Origin of the sequence: Achromobacter aegrifaciens, from assembly GCF_902859735.1 — a bacterium.
Classification (GTDB): Bacteria; Pseudomonadota; Gammaproteobacteria; order Burkholderiales; family Burkholderiaceae_B; genus Achromobacter; species Achromobacter aegrifaciens.
This window is the reverse complement of the sequence record NZ_CADIJY010000012.1, coordinates 92481-105435: the sequence shown is the minus strand read 5'-3', so window position 1 is coordinate 105435 and position 12955 is coordinate 92481. Positions and strand designations below refer to the sequence as shown.

14 protein-coding genes are annotated in these 12955 nt (G+C 66.9%); 11 read left to right on the top strand and 3 right to left on the bottom strand.

Annotated features, from left to right (window positions below):
* The first annotated feature begins 2 nt into the window (after positions 1-2).
* From HV766_RS24620 to HV766_RS24605, 4 genes are read left to right on the top strand one after another with little or no spacing between them, the layout of a single operon-like run.
* On the top strand, positions 3-1784 hold the full coding sequence (locus HV766_RS24620; protein WP_054457821.1) for a branched-chain amino acid ABC transporter ATP-binding protein/permease: 1782 nt from the start codon (positions 3-5) through the stop codon (positions 1782-1784).
* Entirely contained in the window at positions 1777-2481 is a 705-nt protein-coding gene (locus HV766_RS24615) for an ABC transporter ATP-binding protein (RefSeq protein WP_054457822.1), read from the top strand. Before HV766_RS24620 ends, HV766_RS24615 begins: the two co-directional genes overlap by 8 nt.
* Positions 2482-2496: 15 nt before the next feature.
* Complete coding sequence (locus HV766_RS24610; RefSeq protein WP_175181999.1) at positions 2497-3492, top strand: NAD(P)H-quinone oxidoreductase; 996 nt, start codon at positions 2497-2499, stop codon at positions 3490-3492.
* The gene (locus HV766_RS24605) at positions 3489-4256 is read left to right on the top strand and encodes an SDR family oxidoreductase (RefSeq protein WP_175161549.1); all 768 of its coding nucleotides are present in this window, start codon (positions 3489-3491) and stop codon (positions 4254-4256) included. The genes HV766_RS24610 and HV766_RS24605 overlap by 4 nt, the downstream gene beginning before the upstream one ends.
* 38 nt (positions 4257-4294) lie before the next feature.
* On the opposite strand, the gene HV766_RS24600 is transcribed toward HV766_RS24605, so the two are convergent.
* From HV766_RS24600 to HV766_RS24590, 3 genes are all read right to left on the bottom strand, one after another.
* Entirely contained in the window at positions 4295-4954 is a 660-nt protein-coding gene (locus HV766_RS24600) for a thiopurine S-methyltransferase (protein WP_119450644.1), read from the bottom strand.
* A gap of 62 nt (positions 4955-5016) precedes the next feature.
* On the bottom strand, positions 5017-5775 hold the full coding sequence (locus HV766_RS24595; protein ID WP_054457826.1) for a YoaK family protein: 759 nt from the start codon (positions 5773-5775) through the stop codon (positions 5017-5019).
* Positions 5776-5934: 159 nt separating this feature from the next.
* On the bottom strand, positions 5935-6981 hold the full coding sequence (locus HV766_RS24590) for an aldo/keto reductase (protein WP_175181998.1): 1047 nt from the start codon (positions 6979-6981) through the stop codon (positions 5935-5937).
* 317 nt (positions 6982-7298) lie between these two features.
* Here HV766_RS24590 and HV766_RS24585 point away from each other — a divergent pair, with 317 nt between their 5' ends.
* The 7 genes from HV766_RS24585 to HV766_RS24555 all read left to right on the top strand — a co-directional run bounded on the left by HV766_RS24585 (position 7299) and on the right by HV766_RS24555 (position 12921).
* On the top strand, positions 7299-8261 hold the full coding sequence (locus tag HV766_RS24585) for an AraC family transcriptional regulator (RefSeq protein WP_054457828.1): 963 nt from the start codon (positions 7299-7301) through the stop codon (positions 8259-8261).
* Between the two features lie 117 nt (positions 8262-8378).
* The gene (locus HV766_RS24580; protein ID WP_175181997.1) at positions 8379-9680 is read left to right on the top strand and encodes an alanine racemase; all 1302 of its coding nucleotides are present in this window, start codon (positions 8379-8381) and stop codon (positions 9678-9680) included.
* A gap of 3 nt (positions 9681-9683) precedes the next feature.
* Positions 9684-10352 carry an amino acid ABC transporter permease gene (locus HV766_RS24575; RefSeq protein ID WP_175181996.1) on the top strand — a complete coding sequence of 223 codons (669 nt, stop codon included), beginning with the start codon at positions 9684-9686 and terminating at the stop codon, positions 10350-10352.
* 11 nt (positions 10353-10363) lie between these two features.
* Entirely contained in the window at positions 10364-11014 is a 651-nt protein-coding gene (locus HV766_RS24570) for an amino acid ABC transporter permease (protein WP_054457830.1), read from the top strand.
* The gene (locus HV766_RS24565; protein ID WP_119450640.1) at positions 11001-11741 is read left to right on the top strand and encodes an amino acid ABC transporter ATP-binding protein; all 741 of its coding nucleotides are present in this window, start codon (positions 11001-11003) and stop codon (positions 11739-11741) included. The genes HV766_RS24570 and HV766_RS24565 overlap by 14 nt, the downstream gene beginning before the upstream one ends.
* Positions 11742-11765: 24 nt before the next feature.
* On the top strand, positions 11766-12551 hold the full coding sequence (locus tag HV766_RS24560) for a transporter substrate-binding domain-containing protein (RefSeq protein ID WP_059379547.1): 786 nt from the start codon (positions 11766-11768) through the stop codon (positions 12549-12551).
* Positions 12552-12573: 22 nt separating this feature from the next.
* Positions 12574-12921 carry a RidA family protein gene (locus HV766_RS24555; RefSeq protein ID WP_054457833.1) on the top strand — a complete coding sequence of 116 codons (348 nt, stop codon included), beginning with the start codon at positions 12574-12576 and terminating at the stop codon, positions 12919-12921.
* Positions 12922-12955: the final 34 nt, after the last annotated feature.

Here is a 12955-nt window from a genome sequence, read left to right as displayed (position 1 = left end):
ATGTGTTTCCCGATATCCGACACCCCAAGACCTACGTCAGCCTCATCCTGCTGATTGCGATGTTCCTTGTGCCTGTGATCATGGGCACGCCCTTCTGGACCAACCTGTTCGTCCTGCTGTTCGTGTTCTCGGCGCTGTCCGTGGCCTGGAACATCGTCGGCGGCTACGCCGGCCAGCTGTCGCTGGGCCACGCCGTGTTCTACGGCATCGGCGGCTATACCGCCACGCTGCTGACGCAGAACTTCGGCATTTCGCCGTGGTTCGGCATGCTGGCGGGCGCGGCGATCTCGGGCGCGGTCGCCATCCTCATCAGCTACCCCACGCTGCGGCTGCGCGGCCCGTTCTTCGCGCTGGCCACCATCGCGATCCTGGAAGTGGTGCGCCTCCTGGTGATCCACGAAGAAAGCTGGACGGGCGGCTCCAGCGGCATCAGCCTGCCGCTGAACATAGGCTGGACCTGGATCGTGTTCCGCGAGAAGGTCAATTACGTGATCATCGCCTTCGGCCTGTTCCTGCTGGTGACCTGGGCCTCCTGGTACATCCGCAAGTCGCGCATCGGCCATTACCTGATCGCGATCCGCGAACGCGAGGACGCGGCGCTGGCAGTCGGCATCCATACCGTGCGCATGAAGATCATCGCCGCGGTCGTGTCCGCCATGCTGACCAGCATCATCGGCACCTTCCACATCACCTACCTGACCTTCGTGGACCCGAGTTCGGCGTTTTCGCTGGAGCTGTCGATCCAGGTGGCCATGTTCGCGCTGATTGGCGGACTGGGTACGGTGGCCGGCCCCATCGCCGGCACCTTCCTGGTGCTGCCCATCGCCGAACTGGCGCGCGGCTGGCTCAGCAGCGTGGGCAACGGCATGCACGGGCTGATCTACGGCCTGATCCTGGTAGCGGTGGTGCTGACCATTCCGCGCGGCCTGGCCGGCGCCTTCGGCCCGGCCATCGAACGCTGGCTGTCGCGTCTGCCCTATCTGGGCACGCCCCGCGCCAAGCTCAAGCTGGCCGATGAACTGCGCCTGCACAGTGCCGAACGCACGGATCAGCCGGTGCTCAAGGCCGACAAGCTGTTCAAAAGCTTCGGCGGCCTGCGCGCCACCAACGACGTGTCGCTGACGCTGAACCAGAACGAGATCCTGGGCATGATCGGCCCCAACGGCGCGGGCAAGACCACGGTTTTCAACCTGCTGTCGGGGTTCCTGTCGCCGGACAAGGGCGGCATCACCATGCTGGACGCGCAAGGCAACTGGGTCACCTGCAAGACGCCCGACGAATTCGCGCACCAGGGCCTGGGCCGCACCTTCCAGATCGCCAAGCCGTTCACCGGCCTGACCGTGCTGGAGAACATCATGCTGGGCGCCTTCATCCGCACGTCGAACCGTGACGAAGCCGAGCAGATCGCGCTGAAAGTCGCCGAGCAGACCGACCTGGTGAAGTACCTGGACATCGAGGCGCGCAACCTGACCGTGGGCGGCATGAAGCGCCTGGAGGTCGCCCGCGCGCTGGCGATCAAGCCGCGCATCCTGCTGCTGGACGAGGTGATGGCGGGACTGAACCCGACCGACATCGAGAAGTCGATCCAGATGATCCGCCGCATCCGAGATTCCGGCGTATCGGTGCTGCTGATCGAGCACATGATGCAGGCCACCATGGCGCTGTCCGACCGCATCATCGTGCTGAACGAAGGCGCGGTGCTGGTCAGCGGCGCGCCCAAGGACGTGGTGGAGAACCCCGCCGTCATCGAGGCCTATTTGGGCAAGGAGTACCAGGATGCTTAAGGTTTCGAATCTGTCCTCGGGCTACGGCAAGAGCCAGGTCCTGAACGGCCTGAACTTCGAGGTCCATGCGGGCGAGATCGTCACGCTGATCGGCGCCAATGGCGCCGGCAAGACTACCACCTTGAAGACGCTGTGCGGCGTCATCGCCGCCATGGAAGGCAAGGTCGAATTCGAAGGCCAGGACTTGACCAACCGCAAGCCCTACGACATCGTCGACGCGGGCATCACCATGATTCCCGAAGGCCGCCAGCTGTTCCCGCATTTCACGGTGCGCGACAATCTGCTGATGGGTTCTTACAAGCGCGCCGCCCGCCCCATCGTGCAACGCAAGCTGGACGAGGTGCTGGGTATCTTCCCGCGGGTGCAGGAACGCCTGAACCAGTACGCCGGCTCGCTTTCCGGCGGCGAACAGCAGATGGTGGCGATCGCGCGCGGCATGATGGCCGATCCCAAGCTGCTGGTGTTCGACGAGCCCTCGCTGGGCCTGTCGCCGCTGCTGGTGCAGCAGATGTTCGACATCATCCGCGGCGTCACCGCGCATGGCGTGACCGTGCTGCTGGTGGAGCAGAACGTGTTCCGCACGCTGCGGCTGGCGGATCGCGGCTACGTGCTGGAGAACGGCGCCATCGTGCGCACCGGCACTGGCGCGGAGCTGCTGAGCGACCCGCATGTGAAGAAGGCCTACCTGGGCCATTGATACCAAGGATTCCTTATGTCTTTACGCTGCACATACATCGACCACGGCCAGGGCGGCGCGCCCGACTGCATGCGCCTGGCCGAACGCGACATGGAGGCCCCCGCCGGCCGGCAGGTGCTGATCGAGGTCGCCTACGCCGGGGTCAACCGCCCCGACGTGCTGCAACGCTCCGGCTCCTATCCGCCGCCTCCGGGCGCCTCGCCCCACCTGGGGCTGGAGGTTTCCGGCACCGTCATCGCCACCGGGCCCGACGCCAGCCTCTGGAAAGTCGGCGACCAGGTCTGCGCGCTGACGCCGGGCGGCGGCTACGCCCAATACTGCCTGGCGGACGAACGCCATTGCCTGCCCGTGCCGCGCGGCCTGGACCTGTTGACGGCCGCCGCCATCCCCGAGAACTACTACACCGTCTGGACCAATGTGTTCGACCGCGCCCGTCTGGCCGCCGGCGAACGCTTCCTGGTGCACGGCGGTTCCAGCGGCATCGGCCTGACCGCGATCCAGCTGGCGCGCGCCTTCGGCGCCGAAGTCTGGACCACGGTAGGCAACCAGGAGAAGGCCGACGCCTGCCTGGCCGCCGGCGCGCACCATGCCGTGCTGTACCGCGAGGCCGACTTCGAGGCGGCGGTGCGCCAGGGCAGCGGCGGCGCGGGCGTGGACGTGATACTGGACATGGTGGGCGGCGCCTACATCAACAAGAACCTGCGGCTGCTGGCGCTCAATGGCCGGCTGGTGCAGATCGCTTTCCTGGAGGGCAGCAAGGCCGAGATCGACGCCATGCCCATCATGCTCAAGCGCCTGCAATTCACCGGCTCCACCCTGCGCCCCCGCTCCGACGAGGACAAGGGCGCGATCACCCGCGCGCTGGCGGAAAAAGTGTTGCCGCTGATGGAACAGGGGCAATGCCTGCCGCGCATCCACAAGGTATTTCCGCTGGCGGAAGCGGCCCAGGCGCATGCGCTGATGGAAAGCAGCAAGCACATCGGCAAGATCATGCTGAAGGTGGCCGCATGAGCGGGCGCTTCAAGGACCAGGTGGCCATCGTGACGGGCGCGGTCGGCGGCATAGGCTCGGCCATCGTCGAAGGCTTCCTGGCGGAAGGCGGCCGCGTGGGTCTCATCGATTTCAATGCGCAGGGCGGGCAGGCTTACGAAAAGGAACTGCGCAAGCGCGGCCATGAAGCCTGCTTCGTGCACGCGGACGTCGCGCGCTTCGAGGAGTGCCAGGCAGCCTACGAACGCATCAGCGCAGAGCTGGGTCCGGCCACCATCCTGGTCAACAACGTCGGCATTTCACCGAAGACCGATGGACGCGCGCTGAAGGTCTGGGAGATGCCGCCCAGGGAATGGGAGAACGTGGTCGCCGTCAACCTGAACAGCGTGTTCTACATGACGCACCTGGCCACGCCGCACATGGTGCGCGAGCGCCAGGGCCGCGTGATCAACATGTCTTCCGTGGCCGGCCGCGCCTATTGCGACATCGTGGCGGCGCATTACGCGGCCACCAAGGCCGGACTGATCGGTCTGACGCGCCATTGGGCCGCCGAACTGGGCGAGCACCAGGTCACCGTCAACGCCCTGGCGCCTGGACGCATCAGCACGCCCTTGCTGAAAACCGTGCCCAAGGAAATCAATGACGCGGTTGCGCAGGTAACCGCGCTGCGCCGCCTGGGTACGCCGGAAGAAGTAGCGGATGCCTGCCTGTTCTTCGCGTCGGATCAAGCCCGCTTCGTCACCGGCCAGGTGCTGGACGTGGCCGGCGGCTGGCTGATGACCTGAGAGCATGGCGCCCGCCTGTGCTCGGGCGGGCGCCGTCTTCATTCCTGCGCGCCCAGGTGATAGACCACGGTGTCCAGCCGGCTGACGCCGGCCGCCAGGAACTTCGGTTCCTTTTCCAGGATGTCGCGGCGGTCGATGATCCTGGCGGGCGACACGCCCGCAAAGATGTTCTGCACTTCGCTGTCCACGACAGAGAACGGCGGCCCCGCCATTTCTTCCTGCGGGTAGTCCAGCGTGATCAGCAGTCCCTGATAGGCGGGCGACAGATTGCCGTAGACGTGGCGCACGTAGTCTGCGCGCATGGTGTCCGGCAACGCCACCAGCGCGGCGCGGTCATAGGCGCCCACGCAATGCGACAGCAGTTGCGCATCCAGTTTGAAGATGTCGCCGCAGATGATTTCGATGCTGCCCGCCACGTAGTGCTTGCCATAGACGGACACGTGCGTGAGCGGCTTGAGTTCGTTTTCTTCGAAGAACTGCTCGACCGCGAGCTCGGACAGCTCGACGCCCAGCACGGAATGCCCCTGCGCCGCGATCCACACCATGTCCAGCGACTTGCCGCAAAGCGGCACCAGCACCCGGCCGTCCTTGGGCACGCCCAGCGTCGGCCAATACTTCTGCAATAGCGGCGTGACCCGCGATTGATGAAAATGCGTGCGCCCTTCGCGCCAACGCTCCAGCCAGAATTCCGCGTCCATGCCCGGTCTGCCTCCTGTGTATCGGTGCAGGGCATTGTAGTTCGGCGGCGGGCGCACAGGCCCTACATGCGCGGCAGCAGACTGCGGATGTCGTCCACAATGGGTACGGCGGCCAGCACCATGAGCACCAGCGCCAGCGGCACCGTCGAGCCGAACCCGAAGTTGAAGAAGGAATATGCCCCCGTCACGCCGCCGACGAAGAACAGCGACACCAGCACGGTGAGCACGACAAGCTTGCTGCGGTCCGCGCGCACCGGCTGCATGGAGGCCGGATCGCCCTGGGCCACGTTCCAGTAAAACAGCTTGCCCAGTTCTATGCCGATATCGGTCACCATGCCCGTCACATGCGTGGTGCGGATCTCGGAGCGCGACAGCTTGGTGATCATGGCGTTCTGCAGACCCATGATGTAGCAAAGCAGCATGACCGTGCCCGGCACGTAGAACCAGCGCAGCGTTTCCAGGTTGGCGCCCAGCAAGCCGAAGCCCAGCAACAGCACGGCTTCGTACAGCAGCGGCATCGCGTATTCGCTGGTCAGGTGCGAGCGGCGCCCGAAGTTGATCAGGAAGGCCGAGCTGGCGGCGCCGGCCAGAAAGGACAGCAGCGCCGCCAGCCCCTGCAGCACCACGATCACCCCGCCCAGCGCCAGGTGATCGGCCATCATGGAGACGATGCCGGACATGTGCGAGGTGTATTGCTGCACGGCCAGGAAGCCGCCGGCGTTGACCGCGCCGGCGGTGAAGGTCAGGATGTAAGCCAGGTGCCTGTTGGCCTGGGGGCTGCGGCTGACGGCCGTCAGGCGGCGTAGATACGGAATGGCCACGCGTGTCCCTTGAAGACAAGAATCCATACACAGCAATGTGCATGACATTCTAGTCGCCGCGGCACGGCGCGAGGCCTGGCACGCCCGCCGGCAACCATGCCGGCGGCGGCCTCGCCGGAGGCGGTCCCACCGCTGGCGGCCCCGCCTGTCCCCGGCGTTTTACGCCCCGCCGGATTCGCTCAGCTGCTTGCGCCGGTATTCGCCCTGGCGCACATGCATCCAGCCCGGATACTCCGGCGGCAAGGCGCTGACCTGGTCCAGCTCGGCCAGTTCGTCCGCCGTCAGGCGTATCGCCGTGGCCGCCAGGTTGTCGTCCAGCTGGTCGACGCGCTTGGCGCCGATGATGACGCTGGTCACGGCCTGCTGGTGCAGCAGCCAGGCCAGGGCCACCTGCGCCGCCGATACGCCGCGCGCGCCGGCGACGCGCCGCAGGACGTCGATGCTGTCGTAGGCGCGTTCCTGGTCCACCGGCGGGAAGTCGAAGGCGGCGCGGCGGCTGCCGGCTTCGGCCTGCCCGTCGCGGCTGTACTTGCCGCTCAGCAGGCCGCCTGCCAGCGGGCTCCACACCATCAGCCCCACGCCTTCGCTTTGCAGCATGGGCAGGATCTCGCGCTCCAGGTCGCGGCCCGCGATCGTGTAGTAGGCCTGCAGCGACTCGAAGCGCGCCAGCCCCAGGCGTTCGGCAATGCCCAGCGCCTTCATGATCTGCCAGGCGGCCCAGTTGGACACGCCAACGTAGCGCACGTGGCCATGCTGCACCAGATTGTCCAGCGCCCTGACCGTTTCTTCCACCGGCGTGGCGGGATCGAAGCCGTGGATCTGGTAGAGGTCGATATGGTCCAGCTGCAGGCGCGACAGGCTTTTCTTGACGCCGTCGATGATGTGCGAACGCGAGTTGCCGCGCGCATTGACGCCGGCGCCCGTCGGTCCGAACACCTTGGTCGCGATCACGACGTCCTCGCGGGCCACCTTCAGGTCGCGCAGCGCCTGCCCGGTGATGACCTCCGAGCGGCCCTCGGAATACACGTCGGCCGTGTCGATGAAATTGACGCCGGCATCCAAGGCACGGCCCACCAGCCGATTGGCCTCTTCCTGCTGCAGGCTGCCGATGTTGCTCCAAAACTCGCCGCCGCCGCCGAAGGTCATGGTGCCCAGGCAGAGTTCCGACACGAACAGGCCAGTGCTTCCGAATTTCTTGTACCGCATGGTTGCGCTCCTTCAAGGGCTGGGGGGGCCGGCGCTCCGGGATGGAATGGCCGCGGCCCGCCTGCCGGGATGAAGGAAAGTATGCGTCCAGGGGCCGGCGCGGACGCTGCTTGATCCTGCCCTTTTTTTGCCCAATCCTGCAGCGCTGGCCAGTCTGCGGCGCCTGGCCGCTCATTCCTCCGAATTTTCTGCCCATTTCTCCATGAAAAGCGCCGCAGCCTGGATGCAGGCAAGCTTAGGCATAAACTGAAAGCCACCCAATCCTCCGACTTTCTGCCGCCAACGCCCATCCGGCACGGCGCGCCACGGGAGCCCCCATGACCATCACATCCGCACTTGCCGCCAGAGTCGCCGTCCCGCCCCTGGACGTCGCCTATGAGCCGGCGCGGCGCGAACTGCTCTGCACGCTGGAACGCATGACCGGCGACCTGGAGGGTTCGCTGGACACGCCCATCGAGGGCCTGTTCCTGCACCGCATTTCGCAGCCCACCGGCGCCAAGCCCGGACTGCAGAAGGCCGCGCTGGGCGTCATCGCCCAGGGTTCCAAGCGCTTGCTCATCGGCGACGATGCCTACGAGTACGACCCCTTCCATTACCTGATTTCCTCGGTGGATCTGCCGGTCGTGGCCAAGGTGTCCGTCGCCAGCCCGACGCTGCCCTATCTGGGCTTGCGGCTGGAGCTGAACGTGGAGGAGATCACCTCGCTGATCAGCGACGAAAGCCTGCCGCCGCAGCCGCCAGCCGAGGCCGCGCGCGCGCTTTGCGTCAATCCGCTGGGCGGCGCGCTGCTGGACGCGGTGCTGCGCCTGTTGCGCCTGCTGGACACGCCGCGCGACATTCCCATCCTGGCGCCCCTGGTCAAGCGCGAGCTGCTGTACCGCCTGCTGATGAACGGCCAGGGCGCGGTGCTGCGCCAATCGGTGCTGCAGGACAGCCAGCTCAACCGCGTGGCCAAGGCCATCCGCATCCTGCGCGACAACTATGCCCAGCCCCTGCGCGTGGAAGAAATCGCACGCGACGTGCACATGAGCGTGTCTTCGCTGCACCATCATTTCAAGCAGGCCACCGCCATGAGCCCGCTGCAATACCAGAAGCACCTGCGCCTGCAGGAAGCGCGGCGCCTGATGCTGACCGATGACGCGGGCGTAGCGCTGGCGGCGCATTCCGTGGGCTACGAAAGCTCGTCGCAGTTCAGCCGCGAATACAGCCGCCTGTTCGGTTCGCCGCCCTTGCGCGACAAGCAGCGCTGGAAGGACGAAACCGCGTCGGCGCCGGCCTGAGCCGCCGGTCGGGCATCCCTAGGGGATTGCCCTAATCCTAATTTGACAACGTTACCATTAGACTGCCGCCATCAAATGACAACGTTGTCATAATCCTGATCTTTCTTCGGCGGCCACATGAATCCCTTCCTGGAAACCCTGCTCGATACTCCACTGGACGATACCTACCGGGGCATTCCTCCGGGCGAGCCCGCCGTCCCGCTGCGCGGCGTGGCGGCCCGGGGCTGGCAGCCCAGGAGCGGCAACATGGCCCTGCCCGTCCTGACGCTGGATGAGGCCGCCTTCGCCCATAACGTCGAGCAAATCTTCCAGTACGCCCGCAGCCACGGCGCGGCGCTGGCGCCGCATGCCAAGACGCCGATGTCGCCGCAGATCGTGCAGCGCCTGCTCGATGCCGGCGCCTGGGGCGCCACCGTCGCCAACCTGCAGCAGGCCGCCGTGCTGCTGCGCGCAGGCGTAACCCGCCTGATGCTGGGCAATGAGATCGGCGGCGCGGCCAGCGGCGCCCGCCTGGGCAAGCTGCTTGCCGGCTACCCCCATGCGCGCCTGCTGGCATTCGCGGACTCCGCCGACACCGTGCGTTCGCTGGCCGCCGCGGCTGCTGAAGCCGGCCGGCCCGTGGAGGTGCTGGTGGAAGTCGGCGGCGGTCGCGCGGGCGCGCGCGACGATGCCGCGGTCGCAGCCATCCTGGCCGCGATCCGTGAGCAGAGCGACAAGCTCGCGCTGGCGGGCGTGGCCACCTACGAAGGCGCCGTCGCCAGCTCGGACGCGGCGCTCACCGCCAGCAATATCGCTGCGCTGATGGAGCGCGCCGCCCGCGCGTTCAAGGAAGTGCGCGCGCTGGCGCCGCACGCGCCTCTGGTGTTCACCGCGGGCGGCTCGGCCTTCTTCGACCATGTCACTCAGGCGGCCAAGGGCTGGCTGTCCGAGGACGGCAATGCCCAGCTGGTGCTGCGCAGCGGCGCCATCTTCTTCCATGACCATGGCACCTATCAGCGCGCGCTGCAGGCCATGGACGCCCGCGCGGGCTTCCTGGTCGACGGCCAGGCGCGCAATGCCGCCACCGATTTCCGGCCAGCCCTGCGCCTGTGGGGCGAAGTCCTGTCGCGACCGGAACCGGGCCTGGCGATCTGCGGCTTCGGCATGCGCGACGTGTCCTACGACCAGGACCTGCCCGCGCCGCTGGCCGCCTTCCGCGGCGGCGCGGCCCTGCCCGGCTGGGACACGCAAGCCCGCGTCACGCGGCTCAACGACCAGCACGCCTTCCTGGCCATCGCGCCGGACAGCGAACTGGCGCCGGGCGACGTGATCGAGTTCGGCATTTCGCATCCCTGCACCTGTCTGGACCGCTGGCGCGTTTTCTTCGGCCTGGACGCCGACGGCCGCGTGCAGTCGGCCTACCGCACGTTCTTCGGATAAGCCATGCAACAGCTGAACTTCCAACAGATCTGGCGCTACCGCGAACAGCTCTGGGACGGCATCCAGGTCACGCTGGAGCTGACCGTCATCGCCGTGATCGCCGGGCTGGCCATCGGCCTGGCCGGCGCCCTGCTGACGCGCCATGGCCCCAAGCCGGTCAAGCTGGCGTTGCGCGCCTATGTCGAGGTGTTCCGCAACACGCCGTCGCTGATCCAGCTGTTCGTCGTGTTCTTCATCCTGCCGGGTCTGGGCCTGCGCATGCCCCCCTTCGTAGCCGCGGCGCTGGCGCTCAGCCTGTATTTCGGGGCCTACGCCATCGAGATCCTGCGCGCCGGCCTGGATTCCATTCCGCGCAGCCAGATCGAGGCCGGCCATTGCCTGGGCCTGAGCACCTGGCAGGTGTACCGCCACATCGTGCTGGCGCCCGCCCTGCGCAACGTCTACCCCGCGCTGGGCACGCAGCTGGTCATCCTGCTGCTGGGCACCTCGCTGGCCTCGCAGGTATCGGCCGAGGATCTGTTCCATGCCGGCAGCTTCATCGAAAGCCGCACCTACCGCAGCTTTGAAGTCTATGCGGTGATCTGCGGCATCTATTTCACGCTGGTGCTGATCACCAAGGCGCTGCTGGCCCTGGCCGGCAGCCTGGCCTTCACCTGGCCCGTGCGCCGCTAGGAGTCGCGAGCATGCGTACATTTACCCTGAGTGATTTCGCCTCCCTGCTCAGCGCGCTGCAATGGACCGTGGCCCTGGTGCTGATTGCGCTGGCCATCGGCGCGCCGCTGGGCCTGGGGCTGGCGCTGCTGCGCGGCCACCGTTCGGCGCCGCTGCGCTGGCTGGCCGCGGCCATGCAGCAACTGGTCCAGGGCGTGCCGCTCCTGGGCCTGCTGATGTTCTTCTACTTCGGCATGCCGGTGTTCCTGGGCATCGAAGTGCCCGCGCTGACCGCCGTCAGCGTCGCCTTCATCATCTACACGGCGGCCTTCCTGGGCCAGATCTGGTACGGCGGCATCCAGGCCGTGAAGCACGAGCAATGGGAAGCGGCCGCCTGCCTGGGTCTGTCCAAGTGGCACCAGTTTCGCCATGTGATCGCGCCGCAGGCGTTCCGCCTGTCGCTGCCGCCCACCGTGGGCTTCCTGGTGCAGCTCGTCAAGGGCACCTCGCTGGCTTCGGTGGTGGGCTTTGTCGAACTGGCGCGCGCCGGACAGATCGCCAGCGCCGCCACCTTCCAGCCCCTGCTGGTCTATTCCTGCGTCGCGTTGCTGTACTTCGCGGCGTGCCTGCCCCTGACGATGTGGGCCCGTAACCTGGAGGGCCGCTTCCATGGCGCTCGTTGAAGTCTCCAACATCCACAAACGTTTCGGCGCCAACGCGGTGCTCAACGGCGTCTCCCTTGAAGTCAATGAAGGCGAGATCGTCACCATCATCGGCCGCTCCGGCTCGGGCAAGTCCACCCTGCTACGCTGCCTGAACGCGCTGGAGACGGTGGACGACGGCGACATCCGCATCGGCGGCGAACGTATCCACGCCAGCATGCCCGGCCTGCGCCAGTTCCGCCAGCGCGTGGGCATCGTGTTCCAGCAGTTCAACCTGTTTCCGCACCTGAACGTGGAGCGCAACATCACGCTGGCGCCCACGCTCAACGGCAAGATCGCCAAGTCGCAGGGCCGCGCGCTGGCGCTGGACGTGCTGCGCCGCGTCGGCCTGGCCGAAAAGATCGACGCCTATCCGGCCCTGCTGTCGGGCGGCCAGCAGCAGCGCGTGGCGATCGCGCGCTGCCTGGCCATGGCGCCGCAACTGATGCTGTTCGACGAGGTCACCTCGGCGCTGGACCCGGAACTGGTGGGCGAAGTGCTGAAGGTCATGGAAGACATGGCGCGCCAGGGCATGACCATGGTGCTGGTGACGCATGAAATGGCCTTCGCCCGCAACGTTGCGTCCAAGGTCGTGTTCATGCACCAGGGCCGCGTCTGGGAACAAGGCCCGCCCGCCGAACTCTTCGCCAATCCCCAAACCCCCGAGCTGCGCCAATTCATCGGCACGGCCGCGCCGTCCACCCACTGAACCATCCGCTCCTGGAGTCATTGCATGAAACTGTTCGCCAAGCTGGCCGCCGCCGCGGCCGTCTGTCTCTCCCTGGCCGCGCCCGCCTCGGCCGCCGACAAACTGCAGGACGTGCTGGGCGCGGGCAAGCTGCGCGTGGGCGTGCTGATGGACGCCGCGCCCTGGGGCTTCAAGGACGCCAAGGGCGAGGCCGCGGGCCTGGACATCGACCTGGCCAAACTCATGGCCGCCGACATGGGCGTGAAGCTGGAGCTGGTGCAGGTCACCGGCGCCAGCCGCATTCCCAGCCTGCTGGCCGGCAAGGTCGACGTGCTGATCGCGGCCGCCGGCGCCACGCCGGAACGCGCCCAGCAGGTCATGTTCTCGCAGCCCTATGCCGCGGTGAACCTGGGCGTCTACGGCGGCGCCAGCATGCCGCAGGCCAAAACGGTGGACGAATTGAAGGGCCACAGCATCGCGGTCGCCAAGGGCTCCACGCTGGACATCTGGCTCACCGACAACGCGCCGGGCGCCAAGCTGGTGCGCTTCGAGGACACGCCTTCGGCCGTGGCCGCCTACCTGGCCGGGCAGTCGGAATCGTTCGCCGAGAACAGCGCCATCGCGCTCAAGGTGGCCGAGGACAACGCCGCGAAGGCGCCCGAACTCAAGTTCCTGATCCGCCAATCGCCCGCGCATGCCGCCGTGCAGCAGGGCCAGCAGAACCTGCTGAACTGGATCAATACCTTCCTCTTCACCAACCGCCTGAACGGCAAGCTGCCGGCCCTGCAGCAAAAATGGTTCAAGGAAGCCCAGACCCTGCCGCAGATGTAATCGGCCCCAACAAAGGACTCGCATGATCAAACGCTACAAATCCGGCTCGCGCATGAGCCAGGCCGTCTCGTACAACGGCTTCGTGTTCATCGCCGGCCAGGTGGCCGACAATCGCCAGGGCTCGCTCGAATCGCAGACCCGCGAAGTGCTGGCCAAGATCGAAGCGCTGCTGGCCGAAGCCGGCAGCGACAAATCGCGCCTGCTGGCCGTGGACGTGTTCCTGCCCGCCATCGGCGACTTCGACGCCATGAACCGCGTCTACGACGCCTGGGTCGACCCCGCCAATCCGCCGGCCCGCGCCTGCGTCGAAGCCCGCCTGGCCGACCCCGACCTGCGGGTCGAAATGACCGCGGTCGCCGCGCTGCGCTAAGCGCGCTTTGCTGCAGCCTTCCGATCCCTCTTCG